Origin of the sequence: Polynucleobacter sp. JS-Mosq-20-D10 (assembly GCF_018687755.1) — a bacterium.
GTDB lineage: Bacteria > Pseudomonadota > Gammaproteobacteria > Burkholderiales > Burkholderiaceae > Polynucleobacter.
On the sequence record NZ_CP061305.1, the window covers coordinates 1255612 to 1277867 of the forward strand.

The 22256-nt window shown below is 46.2% G+C and carries 28 protein-coding genes; 14 read left to right on the forward strand and 14 right to left on the reverse strand.

Features of this window, described 5'->3' with window-relative positions; all coding sequences use genetic code 11:
* Nucleotides 1–4: 4 nt before the first annotated feature.
* Together FD967_RS06455 and FD967_RS06460 are read left to right on the forward strand one after the other, a co-directional pair.
* Nucleotides 5–298: a hypothetical protein gene (locus FD967_RS06455; RefSeq protein ID WP_215325146.1), complete on the forward strand. Its 294-nt coding sequence runs from the start codon at nt 5–7 to the stop codon at nt 296–298.
* Complete coding sequence (locus FD967_RS06460; RefSeq protein WP_215325148.1) at nt 288–524, forward strand: TIGR02450 family Trp-rich protein; 237 nt, start codon at nt 288–290, stop codon at nt 522–524. Before FD967_RS06455 ends, FD967_RS06460 begins: the two co-directional genes overlap by 11 nt.
* Nucleotides 525–569: 45 nt before the next feature.
* Here the strand turns inward: FD967_RS06460 and FD967_RS06465 are convergent, their stop codons facing one another.
* Nucleotides 570–1097, reverse strand: a complete 528-nt coding sequence (locus FD967_RS06465) for a hypothetical protein (RefSeq protein ID WP_215325150.1) — start codon at nt 1095–1097, stop codon at nt 570–572.
* 114 nt (nt 1098–1211) lie between these two features.
* Between FD967_RS06465 and FD967_RS06470 the strand changes: the two genes are divergently transcribed.
* Nucleotides 1212–1601: a group II truncated hemoglobin gene (locus tag FD967_RS06470; protein ID WP_215325152.1), complete on the forward strand. Its 390-nt coding sequence runs from the start codon at nt 1212–1214 to the stop codon at nt 1599–1601.
* Here FD967_RS06470 and FD967_RS06475 read toward each other — a convergent pair.
* From FD967_RS06475 to FD967_RS06490, 4 genes are read right to left on the reverse strand one after another with little or no spacing between them, the layout of a single operon-like run.
* Nucleotides 1598–2575 (reverse strand): tripartite tricarboxylate transporter substrate binding protein, encoded by a 978-nt coding sequence (locus FD967_RS06475; protein ID WP_215325153.1) that lies wholly within the window; start codon nt 2573–2575, stop codon nt 1598–1600. The genes FD967_RS06470 and FD967_RS06475 overlap by 4 nt on opposite strands.
* A gap of 32 nt (nt 2576–2607) precedes the next feature.
* Nucleotides 2608–3825: an NAD(P)/FAD-dependent oxidoreductase gene (locus FD967_RS06480; protein WP_215325154.1), complete on the reverse strand. Its 1218-nt coding sequence runs from the start codon at nt 3823–3825 to the stop codon at nt 2608–2610.
* A 14-nt stretch (nt 3826–3839) separates the two neighbouring features.
* Complete coding sequence (locus tag FD967_RS06485; protein ID WP_215325155.1) at nt 3840–4355, reverse strand: hypothetical protein; 516 nt, start codon at nt 4353–4355, stop codon at nt 3840–3842.
* A 42-nt stretch (nt 4356–4397) separates the two neighbouring features.
* Nucleotides 4398–5255 carry an LOG family protein gene (locus FD967_RS06490; RefSeq protein ID WP_215325156.1) on the reverse strand — a complete coding sequence of 286 codons (858 nt, stop codon included), beginning with the start codon at nt 5253–5255 and terminating at the stop codon, nt 4398–4400.
* Nucleotides 5256–5453: 198 nt separating this feature from the next.
* Here FD967_RS06490 and FD967_RS06495 point away from each other — a divergent pair, with 198 nt between their 5' ends.
* Both FD967_RS06495 and FD967_RS06500 read left to right on the forward strand, forming a co-directional pair.
* Nucleotides 5454–5663, forward strand: coding sequence for a hypothetical protein (locus FD967_RS06495; protein ID WP_215325157.1), 210 nt, complete (start codon nt 5454–5456; stop codon nt 5661–5663).
* Nucleotides 5664–5831: 168 nt separating this feature from the next.
* A complete protein-coding gene (locus FD967_RS06500; RefSeq protein ID WP_251368993.1) occupies nt 5832–6551 on the forward strand; it encodes an ABC transporter substrate-binding protein in 720 nt (239 codons plus the stop codon).
* Between the two features lie 4 nt (nt 6552–6555).
* On the opposite strand, the gene FD967_RS06505 is transcribed toward FD967_RS06500, so the two are convergent.
* Nucleotides 6556–7971, reverse strand: coding sequence for an MBL fold metallo-hydrolase RNA specificity domain-containing protein (locus tag FD967_RS06505; protein WP_215325159.1), 1416 nt, complete (start codon nt 7969–7971; stop codon nt 6556–6558).
* A 62-nt stretch (nt 7972–8033) separates the two neighbouring features.
* Between FD967_RS06505 and FD967_RS06510 the strand changes: the two genes are divergently transcribed.
* Together FD967_RS06510 and FD967_RS06515 are read left to right on the forward strand one after the other, a co-directional pair.
* On the forward strand, nt 8034–8915 hold the full coding sequence (locus FD967_RS06510; protein WP_215325160.1) for an NAD(P)H-hydrate dehydratase: 882 nt from the start codon (nt 8034–8036) through the stop codon (nt 8913–8915).
* Nucleotides 8916–8921: 6 nt separating this feature from the next.
* Nucleotides 8922–9899, forward strand: coding sequence for a DMT family transporter (locus tag FD967_RS06515; RefSeq protein WP_215325161.1), 978 nt, complete (start codon nt 8922–8924; stop codon nt 9897–9899).
* 18 nt (nt 9900–9917) lie between these two features.
* Here FD967_RS06515 and FD967_RS06520 read toward each other — a convergent pair whose 3' ends face one another.
* From FD967_RS06520 to FD967_RS06530, 3 genes are all read right to left on the reverse strand, one after another.
* Nucleotides 9918–10184, reverse strand: coding sequence for a protein tyrosine phosphatase (locus FD967_RS06520; RefSeq protein ID WP_215325162.1), 267 nt, complete (start codon nt 10182–10184; stop codon nt 9918–9920).
* Between the two features lie 91 nt (nt 10185–10275).
* Complete coding sequence (locus FD967_RS06525) at nt 10276–11424, reverse strand: aminotransferase class V-fold PLP-dependent enzyme (protein ID WP_215325163.1); 1149 nt, start codon at nt 11422–11424, stop codon at nt 10276–10278.
* 104 nt (nt 11425–11528) lie between these two features.
* A complete protein-coding gene (locus FD967_RS06530) occupies nt 11529–12437 on the reverse strand; it encodes a DMT family transporter (protein ID WP_215325164.1) in 909 nt (302 codons plus the stop codon).
* Between the two features lie 146 nt (nt 12438–12583).
* On the opposite strand from FD967_RS06530, the gene FD967_RS06535 reads away from it, so the two are divergent.
* The 4 genes from FD967_RS06535 to FD967_RS06550 all read left to right on the forward strand — a co-directional run bounded on the left by FD967_RS06535 (nt 12584) and on the right by FD967_RS06550 (nt 14918).
* The gene (locus tag FD967_RS06535; RefSeq protein ID WP_215325165.1) at nt 12584–13729 is read left to right on the forward strand and encodes an alpha-hydroxy acid oxidase; all 1146 of its coding nucleotides are present in this window, start codon (nt 12584–12586) and stop codon (nt 13727–13729) included.
* A 67-nt stretch (nt 13730–13796) separates the two neighbouring features.
* The gene (locus FD967_RS06540; RefSeq protein WP_251368994.1) at nt 13797–14531 is read left to right on the forward strand and encodes a hypothetical protein; all 735 of its coding nucleotides are present in this window, start codon (nt 13797–13799) and stop codon (nt 14529–14531) included.
* A complete protein-coding gene (locus FD967_RS06545) occupies nt 14528–14719 on the forward strand; it encodes a hypothetical protein (RefSeq protein ID WP_215325166.1) in 192 nt (63 codons plus the stop codon). Before FD967_RS06540 ends, FD967_RS06545 begins: the two co-directional genes overlap by 4 nt.
* 22 nt (nt 14720–14741) lie before the next feature.
* Nucleotides 14742–14918: a hypothetical protein gene (locus tag FD967_RS06550; RefSeq protein WP_170217000.1), complete on the forward strand. Its 177-nt coding sequence runs from the start codon at nt 14742–14744 to the stop codon at nt 14916–14918.
* A gap of 43 nt (nt 14919–14961) precedes the next feature.
* Here FD967_RS06550 and FD967_RS06555 read toward each other — a convergent pair whose 3' ends face one another.
* On the reverse strand, nt 14962–16062 hold the full coding sequence (locus FD967_RS06555; RefSeq protein WP_215325168.1) for an alkene reductase: 1101 nt from the start codon (nt 16060–16062) through the stop codon (nt 14962–14964).
* An 81-nt stretch (nt 16063–16143) separates the two neighbouring features.
* Complete coding sequence (locus FD967_RS06560; protein ID WP_215325170.1) at nt 16144–17091, reverse strand: hydrogen peroxide-inducible genes activator; 948 nt, start codon at nt 17089–17091, stop codon at nt 16144–16146.
* A gap of 176 nt (nt 17092–17267) precedes the next feature.
* On the opposite strand from FD967_RS06560, the gene FD967_RS06565 reads away from it, so the two are divergent.
* Both FD967_RS06565 and FD967_RS06570 read left to right on the forward strand, forming a co-directional pair.
* Nucleotides 17268–17435, forward strand: a complete 168-nt coding sequence (locus FD967_RS06565; protein ID WP_215325172.1) for a rubredoxin — start codon at nt 17268–17270, stop codon at nt 17433–17435.
* A 48-nt stretch (nt 17436–17483) separates the two neighbouring features.
* Nucleotides 17484–18650 (forward strand): NAD(P)/FAD-dependent oxidoreductase, encoded by a 1167-nt coding sequence (locus FD967_RS06570; RefSeq protein WP_215325174.1) that lies wholly within the window; start codon nt 17484–17486, stop codon nt 18648–18650.
* A gap of 85 nt (nt 18651–18735) precedes the next feature.
* On the opposite strand, the gene FD967_RS06575 is transcribed toward FD967_RS06570, so the two are convergent.
* From FD967_RS06575 to FD967_RS06585, 3 genes are all read right to left on the reverse strand, one after another.
* Entirely contained in the window at nt 18736–19329 is a 594-nt protein-coding gene (locus FD967_RS06575) for a urate hydroxylase PuuD (protein WP_215325176.1), read from the reverse strand.
* Between the two features lie 194 nt (nt 19330–19523).
* Entirely contained in the window at nt 19524–20300 is a 777-nt protein-coding gene (locus FD967_RS06580) for a 3-hydroxybutyrate dehydrogenase (RefSeq protein WP_215325178.1), read from the reverse strand.
* 51 nt (nt 20301–20351) lie between these two features.
* Nucleotides 20352–20855, reverse strand: a complete 504-nt coding sequence (locus FD967_RS06585; protein ID WP_215325179.1) for a YqaA family protein — start codon at nt 20853–20855, stop codon at nt 20352–20354.
* Between the two features lie 185 nt (nt 20856–21040).
* On the opposite strand from FD967_RS06585, the gene FD967_RS06590 reads away from it, so the two are divergent.
* Complete coding sequence (locus FD967_RS06590) at nt 21041–22210, forward strand: acyl-CoA dehydrogenase family protein (RefSeq protein ID WP_215325181.1); 1170 nt, start codon at nt 21041–21043, stop codon at nt 22208–22210.
* Nucleotides 22211–22256: the final 46 nt, after the last annotated feature.

The following is a 22256-nucleotide window of genomic DNA, read 5'->3' on the forward strand; positions in this document are numbered from 1 at the left end:
AGTGATGCACAAAACAGTCGCCCTCTTGATCTTGGCTTTAGGACTCTCAGCTTGTGGGCGAGAAACCTACACTACCTGGTCGTGCATAGATAGCGCTGGAAATAAATCTTCCATGGTTCTCAAAAAAGCGCAGATGCAGTTTCAGGATCGTCAATACGACTTCTGTGGCAGCCTTGGTCCGCTGAGTTATTTTGATCTGAAATGTCCTACCCAAATACAGGACTCCAGTAATATCTTTACAACGAGTTCAGGCAAACTCGTCAGCAACACAAATGAATTTCAGTGCAATGAACTCTAAAGAAAAAAATCTCCTTAGCCCCAAAAAACTATTGCTTACTAAATGGACTGCTGTGAAACCGTCACATAAGCGTAAGCACTTTTTAGTGAGTAAGGTCATTCTTCCGGAGCTGCCTGAACAGGCAATTGAGTTCGTTGAGCTAGAGGCCGTCTTTGATCAGCATGTACGAGTTATACCTTGGCGCGAACTGAAAGATTCTGAGATCTGGCTTCAGGGCTGGGTATAAAAAAGCCACCCATCTGGGTGGCTGCCAATCTTGCGTAGTGTCTGGCTATTTAGAATTCTTCTTTGAGTCCGAAGATTTCCTCAGATGCTCTTCGATGTTTTTCTCAGCAGCATCAGCAACTTGATCCACAATTTTACGACCCTCTTTAAACATCTTCTGCCCAGCAGTTGACATGTCATGCACCACTTTAGATAGCTTGTCAGCATGTCCTGGTAACTTACCTTCAACATCCTCAAGCCAGTTCACCAAGGAGCTACGAACTTTCTCTAAATGCTTTTCAGTTCCATCAGCAGCATCATCGCCAATATCCTTAAGAACAGATTTCACTTTCTTTTGATAAACAGTCGCACGTTTTGCAGCTTCCTTGGTTGCCAATTCCTGAAGCTCCTTAAGCTTAGCAAGATCATTTTTAGCAGCAGACTTAGCGCTCTCCATGGCATTTTTCATGCCCCACTGAATTTCTTCAAGATGATGCTCGCTTAGATCTTTTGCGGCATCCAGTAATTTATGGGAATAGGCAAATAGTTCTTTCGCTTTTTCTTGTTGCCATGCTTGAATATCCTTGTGGTCCATTGCATCTCTCCTTAAGTTAAATAAACATTCTGGTCAATCAAAAAGCACACTTCTACTCTATACCCAAATCGCATTCTTGCCAATTCCCTGCTGCCTTGGCATTAAAATTGGGGCATGAGCGATAGAAAAAATCCATACGAAATGATTGGTGGCGCAGCAAAGATTGAGGAGCTAGTGGACCGCTTCTACGATTTAATGGCGCTAGAAGAACCCTTTGAAGCATTGAGAGCCATTCATTCACAAGACCTATCGAGCTCCCGAGAAAAGCTCAAACTCTTTTTGTCGGGTTGGCTGGGTGGCCCAGATATCTACTCCCCCAAGCATGGTCATCCAATGCTACGTGCAAGACATCTACCCTTCAAGATTGGCCTCAAAGAACGCAATCAATGGCTAGCCTGCATGTATCGCGCGATGGAGGACTGCGGGATTGATAGTCAGATTGGCGCCCAGCTAGAAGAGTCTTTTTTTAATACTGCCGACTGGATGAGAAACCAAGCAAACTAGTCTAGCTTAGCTCCGGCTTGCTTTACGGCTTTAGCCCAGCGCGGCATCTCCACCGCTAGAAATTTAGTAAATTGATCTGCACTCAGATAAGCCGGATCGGCACCCTGCTCAAGCATCCTTTTTTGAATATCAGCAGACTCTAAGGTCTCCTTAAAAGCCTGGCTCAGTATATTAACCACTTCTGTTGGAGTCCCTTTGGGCGCTAAGACTCCATAAAAGCCAACAACCTCCAAGTTCGCAATACCCGTCTCGATCACTGTTGGTGTACTTGGCAGTGCCGGGTTTCTCTTTGCGCTCGTAACTGCGAGCGCCCTCACCTTTCCTAACTTGGCATAATTGGCTGCCTGAGGAACTGACTCAGCCATAAACTGCACATGTCCTGCTATCAGATCGGTGAAGGCTGGAGCACTGCCCTTAAAAGGAATATGCACCATAAAAATACCAGTTTCATTTTTTAACATTTCCGGGACTAGATGGGAGATGCCACCATTACCAGCCGAGCCATAATTTAATTTCCCAGGGTTGGCTTTGGCATAGGCTATCAATTCTTTTAGGGTTTGTGCTGGCACATCCTTATTCACTATCAAGGCTAAAGGCTGCTGTGCGGTCCTTGCAATCGGCTGAAATTCTTTTAGAGTCTCATAAGAGGTTTTTGTGTAAACCGCCGGATTAATTACCATCGTACCGGTATTGGCCAATAGTAATGTGTATCCATCAGCGGGGGATTGGGCCACAAATTGCGCTCCCACCGTACCACCTGCCCCTGCTTTGTAATCCACGATCACGGGTTGACCTAAGGTAGCTTGTAGTTTTTCAACCAGCAAGCGCATATGGGCATCAAGCGGTCCACCTGCTGGAAAACCAATAATGACTTTGATTGGCTTATCTGGATATGCGGCTTGGGCACCAAGAGAGGCCCAAAAGCCCAATAAGATAATTGAGAAGATGACTGCTTTATAAAATGGTTTGTGCATGTTTAAGAGAAATGAATTTAAGCTGCATTAGCCTAGAGGGCGCTAGCACAAGCAAAACCGCTAGCCCAGGCCCACTGAAAATTATGACCCCCAAGATGCCCCGTAACATCAACACACTCTCCAATGAAATACAAACCCGGATAATTTCGGGCCATCATCGTTTGACCGTCAAGCTCTTTGGTATCTACACCGCCCAACATCACCTCAGCTTTTTTCCAACCTAGAGTTCCAGCTGGCTTTACTGACCAATTGGTAATGAGCTCTTTGAGTGAATGGCGATCCTTTTTAGAAACTTCAGCCCATTTTTTTCCCAGGAGATTTTTCTGCTCAGCAAATGCTTTTGCTAGGCGCAATGGCATTACTGAAGCCAAGATATTTTCTGTTAACTTAAGGCGGTTATCCTCGTGATTGAATAATTCATCGCAACTAAATTGACCATGAGCCTCTACTGCGCCTAACCAATCAACGTGAATTTCCTCACCTTCGGCCCAGTAACTACTGGCCTGTAAAACTGCAGGCCCAGAGAGGCCTTTATGCGTTAAGAGTAGATCCTCATTAAAGCGACATGCACCATAACGCTTTCCCTTGGAGCCTGCCGCAATACGCACCGGTAAGCTTAGACCAGATAATTCAATAAGATTATCAAATTCACCAGACGTGAATGAGAGCGGGACAAGCGCGGGACGTGGATCAATCACCTTTAATCCAAATTGCTTCGCGATATCTAGAGAGTATGCTGTTGCGCCAATTGCTGGGACTGGAAGACCACCGGTTGCCATTACTAATGAGCTGGCTCGCTCTTCACCAGCATTGGTTTTAACAATCCATCCCCCTGCTATATTTGAGACTGACTGCACTGAGACTGGGTGGCGGATATCGACATGGCCCTTAGCGCATTCAGTAAGCAACATCTCGATAATTTGCTTTGCCGAATCATCGCAAAATAACTGACCCTGATGTTTCTCATGATAAGCAATGCGATAAGACTGCACTAACTTTATAAATTCCTTTGAGGGATAACGTGCTAGAGCACTTTTTACAAAATGGGGGTTTAGGGATAGAAAATTTGCTGGACTACTATGCAAGTTGGTGAAATTACATCTCCCGCCGCCACTAATCCGAATTTTCTCGCACAAGACATCAGCATGGTCAAGCACCAAGACTTTCTTACCCAACTGACCAGCAATACCAGCGCAAAAGAGTCCAGCAGCTCCACCGCCTATAACAATGGCATCCCATGCCTTACTCATGCTTGACTCATACCTTACTTAAAACGCTCTATGACTTCAGGCGCTATCTTCAGTTTTTGCATATGTAAACGGGTATAAGCCTGACGAAAATTCTTTGTCATGGAGATCATGACCGACGCAGTCCAAGCAAAAGCAAACATTCCCGAAAAGGCAATGATGATCGCCAGCATCTTCCAGCCGCTCGGCAGAAGATCGTCCATAAAACCCATTGCTGTATAGGTGCTGCCACTAAATAAAATACTCTCACCTAAATTCGGCAGGAGATTAAATACTCGAAGTGAGATTCCCCAGAGAATGATCTCAAAGATATGGGTCAGAAATAAACACAGCACGCTGACATAAAATACAAGGGCTACTGAAGAGTACTTATGCTCTGATAAGTATAAAAATGACTTCACCTCATAGCGCTTTGCAATTTGGAGCAAAGCAAATCCATGTACCAGCATCACAATGAGCAGCATGGCAACTCCAAACAAGTAAGCCGGTAAATCTAGCTCGGAAGTAAGGGCAAGGGTATTGGTAATGGACATAATCTTTAGAGAGTCATTTTACAGGTCTTATGAGTCATTCTCTTAGGCTAATTGGTACCAATTCCGAATCACTGCCCAGGCCTCTTCGGCAGTCTCTACAAAATGCATTAAATCCATGTCCGCTTGATCTATCACGCCATGATCCAGCATCTGCTTGAAGTTGATTGCTTCTTGCCAGAATGTTTTTCCAACCAAGATGATTGGGAAGCGTTCAACTTTTTTGGTTTGCATCAAGGTGAGCACCTCGAAAAGCTCATCAAAGGAACCAAATCCACCTGGGTAGGCCACAATTGCCCTTGCCCTCAGCATGAAATGCATTTTACGAATCGCAAAATAATGAAAGCGGAAGCTCAGGCCTGGCGTGAGGTAAGGATTGGGATGCTGCTCTCTTGGCAGACTGATATTAAAACCAATGGCTTTATCTCCAGCCTCAAATGCACCACGATTAGCGGCTTCCATAATTCCGGGGCCTCCACCAGTAGCGATATACAACTTATTGCGATCTTCAGATTGAGTAGCGTTGTAGCCCGCAACGATTGCCCCGAATTCTCTAGCCGAGTCATAGTACTTACAGTGCAGTAAAGCCCGTTTAGCATCCGCTTGGGCTTCCGGTGTTTTGGCGCTTCTCTCTAATTCCTGGGCCGTTTGGCAACTGACAAAACGGGTTGAGCCAAATACGGTAATGGTGTGCTCAACACCGTGTTCATGCAACAAGATCTCTGGCTTGAGCAACTCCAACTGAAAGCGTAGGCCTAGAGTTTCACGACGCGCCAAAAAAGCCTGATCGTCGAATGCAAATCTATAAGAATCATCAGAACCACTTTCTGCTAACTGGTTTTTCTGAAGCTTTAAAAAATCAGTAATGGTTTGGGAATTATTCAGAGGGAGTCTTGGGCTCATATTTAAACCTTTATTTCAACCTTTAAAAAAATGGCTTGTCTTCAGTTCAGCAGACAGGCAAGCCCTAGGATACAAGGTCAGAATTAGTATTACTACCTAGAATATTGCATTAATTTTGCATCTAGGGCTGATTCGGATTTACTGGGAGCGTTTCAGGCATTAATATAAGAGAATATTAACCAAACCGAAGGAAATGCAATGAGCAACCGTTCAATCATCATCATGGTACTAGTATTAATTGCTGCTACAGCCTACTTGCTCATCAAAGGCGACGGCGACATTGATATGGGTGGCGAAAAGCATGGTGCTGAAGCTGCTCATATGGAAGAGGCTAAGAAAAATGCTCCTGCAGCTCCAGTTGCACCCGCAGAAGCTCCAGCAGCTCCAGCAGCTGATACCAAGAAATAATCCCTTCCCGAGATAAATAAGCCGCGGTTCGCCGCGGTTTTTTTATACTGATTTATTTTCCCTTGCCCTTTTATGAAGATAATTCTTAGCTGTAGTCTGCTGTTCATATGCCAGTTAGTTTTAGCTCAAACACCTAATGCAGTGCTGAATCAATCCATGGATAACGCCATGATCAAATCTTTCGCACCAACTGGCACTCTGCGTATTGGCATTAACCTAGGCAATCCAGTTTTAGCAGGCTCAATTGATCAGAGTGAGCCTCAACCTAAGGGAGTGACGATAGATATTGCTAAAGAAGTTGGAGCGCGAATCGACCTACCAGTAGAACTGATCTCCTTCAAAAGTGCTGGGGCAATAGTGGAAGCTCTTCAAGCTAATCAGCTAGATCTCATCTTTGTAGCCATCGATCCAGTGCGTGGAGCAGATATTAGCTATACCCCTGCCTATATCCAAATTGAGGGCGCCTATATGGTCAAAACGGCTTCACCCATAAAGAACAATGAAGAGGTTGATGTTGCTGACAATGAGATTGTGGTTGGTAAAGCTAGTGCCTATGATCTATATCTCACACGTGAAATCAAAAAAGCCACCCCGCTTCGGTCAATCAACTCTCAATCTGTCGTGGATGACTTTATGAGCGGCAAAGGGAATGTTGCTGCAGGAGTGAAACAGCAGCTAGAGGCAGATGCAAAGCGATATAGTAATTTACGAATGTTGCCAGGTAGATTTATGGTGATTCATCAGGCAATTGGAGTCCCAAAATCACGCGTTGAGTTCGAAAAAACAACCGTCTATTTAAGTGGCCTCGTTGAAGATTTAAAGACTTCAGGTTTTATCGCTCACTCCATGAAAAAGCATGGCATCGAAGGTGCCAAGGTAGCTGAATAAAAAGCTAGCAAGAGTAGGAGTGAAGACGCTCTGGAATAATGACATTCTTCCATTCCAACTCGTCACGGATAATCTGCGCCAAGACTGTAGAGGCCTCAGGTTCACCATGAACCACAAAGACCGATTGAGGCTCAGATTGAAAGCCTCCCAACCATTCCAATAGGCCAGCTTGATCCGCATGGGCGGAAAGTCCACCGATGGTATGAATGGATGCTCGCACAGGAACCTCCTCACCAAAAAGACGTACTTTTGCGACTCTATCAACCAGACGGCGACCTAAGCTGCCATAAGCCTGAAAACCGGTAATCACGATCGCGTTTTGCGCCCGAGGCAAATTGTTCTGCAGGTGATGAATGATGCGACCCGCATCACACATGCCGCTTGCAGAAATAATGATGGCGCCACCTTTAATTTTATTGAGCGCTTTCGATTCCTCAACGTCAGCAATAAATCGTAGATCAACTGCACTTGGATTTTTTTTAAACCATTCAAAGGTGGATTGCGACTCTTTATCTAGTAGCGCAAAAAAATGCTGGGTCAGATGGGTAGCCGCAGTTGCCATTGGAGAATCGACCCAAATACTGAGATGGGGCAATAAATTGCGTTTAACTAAATCAATCAACAGGAACAGAATTTCTTGGGTACGTCCCACCGCAAAGGCAGGGATCACAATATTGCCACGGCCATCTAGAGTCTCGGTCACGACTTTAATTAATTCGGCCTCAGTATCCGCTAATGTTTTATGTAATCGATCGCCATAGGTTGATTCGACCACAACAATATCAGCTTGAGAAATAATGGTGGGATCAGGCATCAAGAGCTTACCCTTCATGCCAATATCGCCAGAGAAAACGCAGCGCTTTTTCTTGGCATGGTCTTCACGGATATCAAGTATCGCAATTGCAGATCCCAAAATATGGCCTGCATTCTGGAACTCAAGCCCAATACCCTCACAGAGCTCTATGGATTTTCCATAGGCAAGTACTTCACATTGTCCAAGTGCGAGCTCCGCTTCTTCCATTGAGTACAACGCAACTGGTAAGTCCCCACGCCACTTGCCTGCCTTTTGCCTCCGTACCGCACGCTCCACATCGGAGCGCTGTAAATGCGCACTATCGGGCAGCATGATTTTTAACAGCTCAAACGTGGCATCTGTACAGTAGATAGGGCCTGTAAATCCTTGGGCACAGAGTCTTGGTAACAGACCGCTGTGGTCAATATGTGCATGCGTCAACACAACGAAATCAATTTCCTTGGGCGAAAACGGAAGTAGCTCCAAGTTCTTTGTGGTGGCCTCGCGCCCACCTTGGAACATACCGAAATCCACCATGAACCTCATATCTCGACCACCAACAGTGACCTCTACGGAATGTCTTGATCCTGTAACCTCACCTGCCGCACCAAGAAATTGTATTTTCATGGCTTAAGCATACTCCCGATAAAATTCCTTGTTAAGCCACCCATCAGAGCGATACTACGGATATGACTCCTCCTAGAGAACTGAGATCTCTCGAACTCATAACGCGGCTTAAGCGAGCGCCCTCAGAACACAAAGGGAGTGCGGGTAAAGTGCTATTCGTTGGCGGCGCACCTGGTATGGCTGGAGCCCTCATGTTGTCGGGAAGCGCTGCACTTCACTTGGGGGCAGGTTGGACTATTTTGGAAATGCTAGATCCAACAGCTGCCCATGCAATGCCAGAACAAGCGGAGCTGATGGTTCGCCTAGCCAGCTTTAATGCCCCAGAACAATTAGAAACTACAGCACCGGATGTGATTGCGATTGGACCGGGCCTTGGTTTTTCTGCACTCGCTAGAAATTGGTTAAGAGCCTCGCTATGCTATCCAAAGGTGCCACTCGTGATTGATGCCGATGCACTCAACCTGATTTCTGATAACCCTGAATTTTTAGATCTCCTCAAGCAGCGCAATCAAATATTCCCGGGCATGACTGTACTCACCCCACATCCCGGAGAGGCCGCCCATCTTCTTAATACGATTGCTTCGGTCATTCAGGCGGATCGTTTCGCCGCGGTGTTGGACTTGGTCAAACTCACCGATTGCATCGTCGCCCTTAAAGGTCAACATACGCTAATTGCCTCACCTCTTCACCCGGCAGTGCAGTGCGCTCAAGGCAATCCTGGCATGGCTGTTGGCGGAATGGGTGATGTCTTAACTGGTACTATCGCAGCCATTGCAGCCCAAGGCATCCACCACAATCTCAATTTATGGGAGTCTAGTTGTATTGGGGTGCAACTACACGCCACAGCAGCCGATAGTTTGGTAGCGCAGCAAATTGGTCCCATTGGACTTACTCCAACAGAGGTCATTTTGGAGATGCGGAGCCTACTCAACAAGCTGTTATAAAACATCATGCAATCAGTTAGCAGAAATCTTCATCATCGCCGTTATGTCTACGGCCTCTTCATGGCCGGACTAGGCTCCATACTTTTTTCCGGTAAGGCCATTCTAGTCAAACTCGCTTTTGGCTACGGTGCCAATGCTGAGACGCTAATTGCCTTACGAATGCTGATGGCGCTTCCTCTCTTTTGGGGAATTTATTGGTGGCAAGCACATAGGCAAGTCATGAGTCCACTCACATTCAAAGATCAAGTCAAGATATTTTCCCTAGGATTTATGGGCTACTTTCTTTCCAGCTACCTTGACTTTTTAGGACTGCAATACATTTCCGTTGGACTAGAACGTATCGTGCTTTACCTTACGCCCACTATTGTGTTATTGATTTCTTATTTTGTATTAAATAAATCCATTAGTCGCTTGCAGTGGTGTGCACTCGCGGTGGGGTATCTTGGCATGATCGTCGTATTTATTCAAGATGCCAGCTCGACCGGATCAATGGCCCTGCTCGGCATGCTACTGGTCTTTGCTAGCGCGTGCTCATATGCAATCTACATGATTGGGTCTGGAGAAATGGTCAGGCGCGTAGGTAGCGTTCGCTTAGTTGTCTATGCTAGTTCCGCATCAGCCTGCATGAGCGTCATTCAAATTCTGATTTACGATCCTGCAGCTGTTTTTGTACAAGCACCGCAAATCTATTGGCTCAGCCTACTCAATGCAAGTCTATGCACCGTCATTCCAATGTTGTTAATCATGATTGCCATTAATCGCATTGGCTCACCTCTAGTTGCTCAAGCCGGAATTCTCGGTCCAGTCTCAACCCTATTCATGGGTTGGATCGTATTATCCGAACCGATTACCTGGATTCAGATGGGTGGGATGAGCTTGGTGATGGGGGCAATGTGGCTGCTGGTGCGCAACAATGCGCCGAGCAAACAGGGTCTGAACCCTACAAAGCCCATAGATCTTGAGGGATCTGATCCGCTAAATTGAGTGGTGAAATAGGCAAATTTATTGCTGAGGAGCAGCAGGCTCTTGAGCTGCTTTTGCCTTCTTCTGAGATTTTTTCTTAGCCTTCTTCTCCGCTTTTTTATCTTTCTTAGACTTCTTCGCAGTCTTCTTTGCGGCTTTCTCTGACTGAACATCAGGCGTTGTCGCAGAATCGGCCACGGGTACTCCTGCTGGGGCTGGATCAGCCGCCATTACAGTCAATGGTGATAAAGCAATTGAGATAGAAACGAAGGTGGCTAAGATCAATTTTGTAAAAGAGGTGCTCATTTGAGGTTCCGATAGATTCATGGGTAGCTTAATGATACCCAATTAAAAAGCCGTCCTAAGACGGCCTTTTGTGAAAACGAATTAAAGCGACTTAAGCTGGCTGCGCTTCAGTCTCTGTAATTTTTTCTAATGCTGTTGCAAGGTGGTCCAATGTACGGTCAACATGCGCCAACTTCTCAAGGCCAAATAAACCGACGCGGAACGTGCGGAAGTCTGGGCGTTCATCGCACTGCAAGGGCACACCAGCTGCTGTTTGCATGCCAAGAGCAATAAACTTTTTGCCTGACTGAATATCTGGATCCTTGGTATAGCTCACTACTACACCAGGAGACTGAAAGCCTTTTGCTGCAACTGAGTGGTAACCATTGGATACCAATAAGGCACGAACCTTATCACCTAACTCTTGTTGCTTTGCTTTGAGTGCAGCAAAACCTAAGGACTGAGTTTCTTTCATCACGTTGCGCAATATCTTGAGCGCATCGGTTGGCATGGTGGTGTGATAGACATGACCACCCTTTTCATAGGCTTCCATAATTTGAAGCCACTTCTTCAGATCCATTGAGAAGCTGCTGCTTTGAGTTGATTCAATACGCTCGCGTGCTCTCTCACCCATAGCCACCATCGCGCAGCAAGGTGAACTACTCCAGCCTTTTTGAGGCGCAGTGATTAACAAGTCGACATTACAAGCCTTCATATCAACCCAGGTTGCACCTGATGCGATGCAATCGAGCACAAACAAACCATTCACCGAGCGGACCGCTTCACCAACTGCCTTGAGATAGGCGTCCGGCAAAATAATGCCTGCAGAGGTTTCAACGTGAGGAGCAAAAACAACTGCTGGCTTTTCTTTTTTAATAAAAGCCACTACCTCTTCGATCGGTGCAGGCGCAAAAACTCCCTGCGTAGCATCTTCCAATTGCCTACCTTTAATAACGGTAATGTCCTTGGTGATGTTGGCTAAATCAAAAATCTGAGTCCAGCGATAACTAAACCAGCCATTGCGCAAAATAAGACATTTTTCATTATTGGCAAATTGACGAGCAACTGCTTCCATACCAAAGGTACCGCTACCAGGAACGATCACTGCAGAACTTGCGTTGTAAGCATCTTTCAGGACACTAGAAATATCCACGATGACTTTTTTGAATTCTTCAGACATGTGATTTAGCGAGCGGTCGGTATAAACAACTGAGAACTCTAAGAGACCGTCTGGATCAACATTTGGGAGTAAGCCTGGCATAGTAATTTTCTAATAAATCGGGTGATTAGCCCTAAATGATACAGATTTAGTGCTAATTGAGTACTTAGCCTTTGAAAACGGCCTTTTTGAGTCAATTAAGAGGGTTAAGAACTTTTCTTGGCTGCGGAAGAAACCAGTATTCCGACCACAATCAGGATGAAAGCTGCACCATGAAAAAGCTGGGGCGGATCCCTCAAAATGGCAGCGGAGAGAAGCGCCGTAAATAAGGGTATGAGGTTGGCAAAGAATGCTGCGACCGTAGGTCCAGCACCATTCACACCCAAACCCCAGCACCGATATGCAATTAAGGAGGGGCCAATAGCTACAAATAAGATCAATGACCCAGTCCAGTAATTGAGATCAATAAAGGCGTGTCCAGTGGCAATTTCTGCACCCTCGAACATCATCGTCCACAAGAATCCAATGAAGACCTGTGCCATCAAAAACTCAGCCCATGGCCACTGCCGCTCACTACTTTCGCCCGGGCGGCTAATCATCCAGCTATAAGAAGCCCAGAGAATCGTGGCTAACATAATGAATAAATCACCCATTACTACTTCCATACTCAAGAGACTGGCAGGATCACCTCGCGTGAGGACTACGGTCACGCCTAACAAGGAGACAACTGCCCCTAAGAGCTGTAACAGCGTTGGCCTCACTTGATAAAAGACAGCGCCGATCAGGAGCATCCAGATAGGCATGCTAGCTCCAATAAGGGTGACATTAATAGCCGTCGAGGTTTGTAAGGCGAGATACAAGAGAACGTTGTAGCTACCCACCCCCAACAATCCCAAGACGAGGAAGCGAGTCTTGTTTTGCCACAGGGCACTACCTGGCTTTAGGATTCGCCAGCCAAGAGGGAGTAATAACAAGGCTGCCAGACCCCAGCGGACAGCACTCAGGGTGATCGGTGAAACACTGCCCACTAAGGCTCTACCTGCTATTGCATTACCCGCCCAAAGGAGGGTCGCAAGCGTTAAATAAAAGACAGTCGATAGGGGTATTTGAGGCATTCGGGAGGATGTGGTTGGATGAGTGGCTATTTGGAGCCTCAAGAAGGGCTTTGCCTTGACATTGTAGAAACAAATGCTCGGTATTGCTAAGATAGAGCTTAAATTAGTTCTTGCTCTTGGGCATCGCAATATACAAAGGGGTTTTAGTGACAATCATCACCAATATTGAAGATTTACGAGTACTGCATCAGAAACGTACCCCTAAGATGTTTTATGACTATGCGGACTCTGGGTCATGGACTGAATCTACCTACCGCGCCAATGAGTCGGATTTTCAGAAAATCAAACTGCGTCAGCGTGTTGCAGTCAATATGGTCAACCGCACCACTAAAACAACCATGATCGGACAGGAAGTTGCCATGCCAGTAGCGCTTGCACCTACTGGACTAACTGGCATGCAACATGCCGATGGAGAAATTTTGGCGGCACGTGCTGCAGAAAAATTTGGTGTTCCATTCTGTCTTTCCACGATGAGTATTTGTTCGATTGAAGATGTGGCAGAACGTACTACTAAACCCTTTTGGTTCCAGCTCTATGTCATGAAAGATCGCGGCTTTATTGAGCGCCTTATTGAACGTGCCAAAGCAGCGAATTGCTCCGCACTAGTTCTTACTTTAGATTTACAGATTCTGGGACAGCGCCATAAGGATTTAAAGAATGGCTTGTCTGCACCTCCAAAACTGACGATTGCCAACATCATCAACATGATGACTAAGCCCCGCTGGTGCATGGGCATGGCGATGACTCCCCGCAGAACTTTCCGCAACATTGTTGGTCACGCTACTGGTGTTGGCAATATGTCCTCCCTCTCTTCTTGGACAGCAGAGCAGTTCGACCCAGGTCTGAGCTGGGATGATGTGGAGTGGATAAAGAAGCTTTGGGGTGGTAAGTTAATTATTAAAGGCATCTTGGATGAAGAGGATGCCCGCTTTGCTGCCAATTCTGGCGCGGATGCACTGATCGTCTCCAATCATGGTGGCCGTCAGCTAGATGGCGCGATCTCTAGCATCAAAGCATTGCCCGGCATTGTGAATGCTGTTGGCAAAGATATTGAGGTGTGGATGGATGGCGGCATTCGTTCCGGGCAAGATGTTCTGAAAGCTTGGGCACTAGGTGCACGCGGCACGATGATCGGTCGCCCTTTTCTCTATGGCTTAGGTGCCATGGGTGAGGCCGGCGTTACTAAATGCCTAGAGATTATTCACAATGAATTAGATATCACCATGGCGTTTACAGGACACCGTGATATCCAGAATGTGACTAAAGATATTTTGTATCCAGGAACTTTTTAATATTCCACACTTAGCCAATTCTCCCGAACTCGTATTTGTAGTTTCTGCTTTAGCCCTTGCGGGCTCAGTGTGGTTTGGCAGTGCTGTACTCAGCAAATACCGCACCAAGGATACTGAGACCTCGGCAAATTTGGGGATCATTCAGACTGCAACGCTCACATTACTTGGCCTGATTATTGGCTTTACCTTCTCCATGGCTATTGCTCGGTATGACTTGAGGCAGACTTATGAGGAGGCTGAGGCAAATGCAATTGGCACAGAATTCTTAAGAGCCGATCTTCTGCCCAGCAAAACAGCGGCGAGTGTCAAAGGTCTTCTTGATGAATACTTAGATCAACGTATCTTGTTTTACTCTAAGCAAGATCAAGAGACAGCCAAGAAAATTACGAAACGCACCATTGCTTTAGAGAATGCAATGTGGAACGAATTACTCCCTGTGGCACGGACACAACCTACTCCCACTATTGCGCTCGTCATCTCTGGAATGAATGATGTGATCAATTCCCAAGGCTATACCCAAGCAGCCTGGTGGAACCGTATCCCGACTGCGGCCTGGTGGCTGATGGCTGCAATTGCTATTGCTGCCAATATGTTGGTGGGCTTTGGTGCTCGGAACTTTAAAGGTAATGTCGGCCTTTTTATGATTTTCCCAACTATGATTGCCATTGCCTTCTTTCTGATTGCAGACATCGATAGCCCTCGTGGTGGCGTTATTCGTATCGATCCACGCAATCTAATTGATTTAAAAAACAATATGAGCTCCGCAAATGGCTCAGCATCCACTAGAGGCATTAATAAATGAAGCGTATTGTTGATGTATATAAGGATAGGGGTCGAGAGCTTGTGTGGACTTATGTCATTCACCTTGGCAATCTGGAGTTTCACCCGGCCCAAACTGATTTTGAGCAAGAAGCGTTACGACTTTCTCAACTGGATAAGCGTGGCACACCAAATGAGTTGAGCGCCAAGGCTAGACTTACCGTTCGATAATTATTCACCTTAGTTCCGACATATGAAACCTTTAAGCAAAAAAGCCAAGATGGCAGTTGGATGGACCATCTTAATGACCGTTACTGGCACTGCCATGTTGCATCAATGGGAATTCTTTGCAATGGGATGTGCATCCATTGCCATGTTACTCGTTGCGAATCACTATGGCCTACTGAAAGACCCCGAAGACAAAAAATAAGGCCCCTATCTTTCGATAGCGGCCCTGATTCATCTTCAGTAGATTAGAGTGTTGGGTAGTCCGTATATCCGACTTCTGCCCCACCGTAAAAAGTTGCACGGTTATAAGCATTGAGTGTTGCACCCTGCGCAAAGCGCTCAGCCAAATCCGGATTAGAAATATACAAACGTCCATAGGCAACTGCATCTGCCAAGCCAGCCTCTAAAACAGCCTCACCCATGGCCTGATCGTATCCGCCGGCACTAATAAATTTACCCTGATAGGCTGATCGGAACATCTCTGAAGTAACAGGCGCCCCTGTGTTCACTTGATCGCTTCCGCCTGCACTTGTGGAACGCGGTTCAATCATATGGACATAGGACAAGTGATAACCATTGAGTTTTTGAATTACCGCGGTGAACAAAGCAACTGGATCGCTGTCAGCCATGTCATTAAAGCTGCCATAGGGTGACAAGCGCACACCGATACGGTCGCTTGGGTATACCTTGGTAATCGATTCGATGACCTCACCCAATAAGCGCATGCGATTTTCAATTGATCCACCATATCCGTCAATACGTTGATTGGTTTTGTCTTGCAAAAACTGATCGAGTAAATAACCATTTGCAGAATGAATTTCCACGCCATCAAAACCTGCCGCTTTTGCATTAGCAGCAGCCAATTCAAAATCTTTCAAGAGACGGGCAATATCTTCGGTGGTCATTGCCTTAGGCGTTTCGTAATCGTGCAACTTCCAATCAGCACCATAAGTTTGGCCAGCAGGCGCAATCGCAGATGGAGCCTCAGGGATGCCCTGCTCGGGATGTAAAGAAGAATGAGAAATACGCCCAACATGCCATAACTGCGCAATCATCTTGCCGCCTTTGGCATGCACTGCACTCACAATCTCCGTCCAGGCCGCTGTTTGCTCAGCAGAATAAATTCCAGGCGTTGCTGGATAGCCTTTGCCAATAGCAGAAATTTGCGTTGCTTCGCTGATGATGAGGCCAGCACTTGCCCTTTGCTCGTAGTAAGTTTTTGCGAGAGGATGCGGAACATCCCCATCGATGGCACGCATTCTGGTGAGAGGCGCCATCACCAGGCGATTTTTTAATTCAATAGCGCCAAGCTTGACGGGGGTAAACATGATTTCTTTTCCAGACATGAACTACTTTCTTTTTTTGGGGTGAATACTTCAACTAATGCGCAACTTTAGCAGGGATATTAAAGTCCCGCCAACACCATACTAGACTCTTTGAAAACTCTTGCGACTGCCCCGACTAACTCTTGGGCTAGATTTAAATCTTGATTCTATACTGTGGGCAAGCGCTTGGAACTCATCCTGATGCGCGGTTGATAAACGGGCAACAAGTGCAATGACTCTTTTAGGAGCGGGCGGTGCTAGAGGCCGAGCAATCAATGTCGTGCCATTTAAAATCCCACCTTTTACCGCCATCTCAGGAAGGAGCGCAATACCCATGCCAGACTCTACCATTTGTAACAGAGTGAGCAAGCTAGTTGCCTCCATACCTTCTGCATTACGAATATCAGAATGCTTGCAAGCTTGCATAGTGTGATCACGCAGGCAATGGCCCTCCTCTAGCAAAAGTAGCCTCTCTGCCATTTTGGTGGGTAAGTGAATTTCCTTACCTTTTAATGCGGGATCATTTGCGCCTGCAACCAACCAAAATTCATCGACAAAAAGCTCTTTCACTAATAGGCCAGCTGTGTCATAGGGCAATGCAATTAATGCAAAATCGAGTTGATGGTCCGCTAAACGTGCCAATAGATTCGCGGTTAAATCTTCACGTAGAACAATTTTTAGCTTGGGGTAATGCTCCCGAATATCAGGCAACACATTTGGCAATAAGAATGGTGCGATGGTTGGGATGACTCCCAATCGAATTGTCCCCACCATTGGCTCGCCAGAGGCGCTCGCATACTCCACCAGATCTTGAGATGAGGCTAAGATGGCCTTAGCCCTTTCCAAAATCTCTATGCCGGTTGGAGTGATAGCTACATTTTGTCTATCCCGCTCTACCAGCCGGACTCCCAAAACATCTTCTAGCTCTTTTAAACCAGCACTCAAGGTAGATTGACCTACAAAGCAGACCTCTGCGGCCCTAGTAAAATTGAGCTCTTGAGCAACTGCTACAAAATAGCGAAGCTGTCGTAATGAAGGTAGAGCCGCCATATGCTGTAGTTATCCCTATAATCCAATTATTAGATAAATAATATCATTCCTATTTACCTTATAAATCATTGCTTACTTACTTGCTTGCTTGATACAAAACAATCAAAGCTTTGGCTGGCAAGTGAATTTGAAATTCAATTTAAACTGTCTTTAATCTCTTACAGCAAGGAATCCCTATGAAATCTTGGCAATGTATCGTATGCGGCTTCGTCTATGACGAGGCGAAAGGCTTGCCTGAAGATGGCATTGCTGCCGGCACTGCTTGGGCTGACGTCCCGGATGATTGGGAATGCCCAGATTGCGGCGTATCCAAATCTGACTTTGAAATGGTGCAAGTTTCCTAACTCAAGCCAAACGCAATACCATTTAACGCATTATTAGGGAGTCCAGTTTTGGATCATCAGAATCAATCATCCCCACCAGGGATTGTCATTATTGGTAGCGGCTTAGCTGGCTACACCGTCATTCGCGAGCTTCGCAAAATAGATAAGGCAATTCCAATTACCCTAGTAACAAGGGAGCCAGGTTACTTTTATTCAAAGCCGATGCTCTCTACAGCATTGGCAAGCAACAAATCTGCAGAGCAATTGGTCTCTACTAACGCTGAGGGTATGGCAACACAGCTAGATATTACGATTTTGGGAGACGCTGATGTCACTACAATTGATACCGGCACACAAACAGTCACCACTTCTAAAGGCAGTATTTCCTATGGAAAGCTAGTGCTAGGATTAGGCGCTGATCAAATTCGTTTACCTTTAGAAGGCAATGCAGCTAATGAGGTCATTACAGTCAATGATCTAGAAGACTATGCACAATTTCGCAAGACAATTGGAGGCAAAAAACGAATCGCTATTTTAGGCGCAGGCCTCATTGGATGCGAGTTTGCGAACGATTTAGTTCTAGGTTCATACGAAGTAGATGTCATCGATTTAGCACCTCAGGCTTTGGGCAGACTTCTTCCTGAGGAAGCAGCACAATTACTGCAAGCTAAACTCAGTGCAGCAGGCGTGCGTTGGCACTTCGCCACTACCGTGCAATCGATTGATCGAAGCGGTGACTCTCTCTCAATTACGCTTGCCAACGGATCAGTAATTAATAGCGATGCATTTCTATCAGCTGTTGGTTTAAGACCTCGCTTAGATTTAGCTCAAGCAGCCGGAATTGCAACAGTCGCAGGCATTACCGTTAATCGTCAATTAGAAACTAGCGCCAAGCATGTTTATGCCATTGGCGACTGCGCTGAAGTCGAGGGCCTGGTTCTACCTTATGTCATGCCGATCATGCAGGCAGCACGGGCTTTAGCCCCTAACCTGCTTGGACAGGCGATTGCCCTCAGCTATCCCGCTATGCCAGTCATGGTGAAGACTCCTGCCCTACCAACTATTGTTTCACCACCAGCCAAAGATGCGGTCGGTGATTGGAAAATAAATTCAATCGAAGGTGGTCTTGAAGCGCGCTTTGAATCTAGTGACGGTAAGTTACTCGGCTTTGCTCTGATGGGAACAGCTACTGCACAACGTGGCGCACTGACAAAAGAGTTACCACCGATCTTGTAATCAAGATGACTGCCATCTCTCAACGCCCTGCACCAAAGTAAAAGGCCCGCTCAGCGGGCCTTTTACTTAATCTGAAACATTTGCCTTATGAGGCAATCACAAACCACGTTGCGTTGTGTGACTGAGCGCTCATCAAAAATAGCATTGGAACAGAAAGCATTGTATTGAAGCGGGAAGTCAACATCGCAATGCGTGCAGACTTTGCTTTGACATCAGGCTCAACTGAAACGATACCTAGAGCACGTTTTTGATTTGGCCAAATAATGAACCAAACGTTGAACGCCATAATCAAGGCAATCCACATACCTAAACCGATTGCACGGAAAGGTGCCTGCAAAGTGAATGCTTGATGCGCATATCCGTTCAATATGGATAAGATCAAGCCGCTCAGTACGGTCAATAGTGCAGCCCAACGGAACCAAAAGAGCGCTGTTGGAGCGATTACTTTTCCAATTGCTGGCTTTTGCTCATCCGGAATCTTTGACATGGATGGAATCTGCACAAAATTGAAATACCAAAGTAAGCCTATCCACATCACGCCAACCATCACGTGAATCCAGCGGAATAAGAATGGCAACTCAACCGAGCTCAGGTTCGCACCTAAGACTAAGACAATCAATGCAAGTAGCACAAAGCCGGCTAGAACAGTGCGGCCTAATGAGGTAAAGATGGATGACATGAGAGCTTCCTAAAAAAAGTAAATATATCAGACAGGATTAGGCAAAATTCTTGTTTGCAAAATCCAAATTCACAACATTATAAAACGTACCAATCAGTAGCCACAAAAGCCACAATCGTACTAACTATAGACGATTCTAGCGGATTTGTTAGGTTTGAGGCGACCAAGGGGTTGCTTGGTGACCCATATGAAGATTATTGAGCAGTCCAGCCACCATCCATATTCCAGGCAGCTCCACGGACTTCAGAGGCATCTGGACTGCAAAGGAAAACCGCTAGTGCCGCCAATTGCTCTGGAGCCACGAATTCACCGGAGGGCTGCTTCTCAGACACCAAGGCTTTTTTGGCCTCTTCATTCGAAATCCCTTCACGCTCTGCGCGGGCATCTACTTGCTTTTGAACCAAGGGAGTCAAAACCCAGCCTGGACAAATTGCGTTACAAGTAATCCCCGTTTTAGCATTCTCTAAAGCTGTCACCTTGGTTAAACCAACAATGCCATGCTTTGCTGCTACGTAAGCCGATTTTTGAATGGAGCCAACTAAGCCATGAACAGAGGCGATGTTGATGATGCGACCCCAGTTACGCTGCTTCATTCCAGGCAGGGCATGATGAGAGGTGTAAAAGGCTGAGCTTAAGTTGATAGCAATAATAGACTCCCACTGATCGGCGGGAAAGTCTTCGATATTCGCTGTGTGCTGAATCCCTGCATTGTTTACTAATATATCTAGCGAGCCAAAACGTTTTTCAGTTTGCTTGATGAGATCCTCAATCTCGGCAGGCTTACTCATATCAGCGCCGTGATATTCCACTTCAACACCACAAGCTTTGATAGCAGCAATTGCGGCATCTTTTTCACCAAAGCCATTCACCATAATGTTGGCACCCTGCTTTGCTAAACCAATAGCCATTGCCAAACCAATACCACTAGTTGATCCGGTGACAAGAGCTGTTTTACCTTTTAAATGAGACATGATTGTCCTCGCGAGATGTTTACTATAAAAATATAGGATACAACGGAAGGTTTAGATTATGTGCAGCCAATGCCCTAACTGGTGCCAAAGGCTTGTTGGTACCAAAGTTAATAACCAGGTCATCGTGAGATAACGCAGTAACTTACCAATAAACATATAGATTAAGCATGGGCCCCAAGCCAGCCTAAGCCAGCCTGCTGCCAAACACAAGGGGTCACCAAAGCCAGGCAACCAAGATAACAAGAGCATCTTTGGCCCCCGCTCTTCGAGCCAGCGCTGCATTCTGCTATTGGTGGGTCCTTTAAGGGATTCAAAACTGTTACGGCTAATCAGTCCGAGCCACCAATCAAACATCCCCCCTAATGTATTGCCGATAGTGGCAACCATAATGGCGATCCAATATAAGTGGGGATTGGCTGAAACGTACCCAAACAGTATGGGCTCTGAGCCAACAGGTAGTAAGGTTGCAGAGATAAAGGCGCTGATAAATACCGCTGGCAAACCAATCGATGGCATGCCAAAGAAGTCAAAGAAATGACTGAACATTTGCTCCATTAAACAGGAACTCCGCACGGTTTAGAAGGGAAGTGCTTAGTCATCTCTCAAGTATGCCCCAATAGGCACTTAGGTCGGCGATGGTTTAAGGAATAGCGTCTATTTTGACTCGCCCGCAATTCTGAATTCTTGCTTAAACTGTAGGTCTTAGCATTATTTAACCTCCCCACCTTTAGATAGCCCAGATGAATCACCCCATACCCAAGCCAGACCAATATCAAGACATGCGTGAAGCTTTACGTGACCTCTGTGGCAGCTTTGACTCTGCTTACTGGCAAAAGGTTGATCATGAGCGTGATTATCCCGAGGCGTTTGTAGATGCCATGGCTCAAGCGGGCTGGTTAGCGGCATTAATTCCCGAGGAATATGGTGGCTCTGGCTTAGGTTTGGCCGAGGCTTCAGTCATCATGGAGGAGATTAATTTTTCCGGCGGGAATGCGGGCTCTTGTCATGGGCAGATGTACAACATGGGCACCTTGCTGCGGCATGGCTCCGACCTACAGAAGAAACTCTACCTCCCGAAAATCGCGACCGGTGAATTACGACTCCAGAGTATGGCGGTAACTGAACCGACTACGGGCACCGATACCACCAAACTCAAAACTACTGCTGTCAAAAAAGGTGATAAGTACATTGTGAATGGTCAGAAGGTTTGGATCTCACGCATACAGCATTCTGATTTGATGATTCTGCTAGCGCGTACCACCCCCCTGGCAGAGGTGCAGAAAAAATCAGAGGGTATGTCGATCTTTATCGTCAATCTCAAAGACGCTATTGGCAATGGCATGGCAATTCAGCCAATTGCTAATATGGTCAATCATGAAACCAATGAAGTCTTCTTTGATAACTTAGAAATTCCAGCCGAGAACCTTATTGGCGAAGAAGGTAAAGGCTTTAAGTACATCTTAGACGGTCTCAATGCTGAGCGCGTCCTCATTGCAGCTGAGTGTATTGGTGATGCCTATTGGTTCGTGGATAAATCGCGTCGCTATGCCAATGACCGTGTGGTGTTTGATCGCCCCATTGGTAAGAACCAAGGTATTCAGTTCCCCATAGCCGACTCTTTTATTGAGACTGAGGCGGCCAACCTGATGCGCTTTAAGGCATGCGAACTTTTTGATAATAATCAAGCTTGCGGTGCAGAGTCCAACATGGCGAAGTATTTAGCTGCAAAAGCTTCTTGGGAAGCGGCCAATGTTTGCCTCCAAACGCATGGTGGTTTTGGTTTTGCTACTGAATATGATGTTGAGCGTAAGTTCCGCGAGACCCGCCTCTATCAAGTTGCGCCGATCTCCACGAATTTGATCTACTCCTATGTTGCAGAGCATATTTTGGGCTTGCCACGCTCCTTCTGATGTTGCAGATCTTTTGATTGATGCAGTTTTTTTAGATAAGTAATGA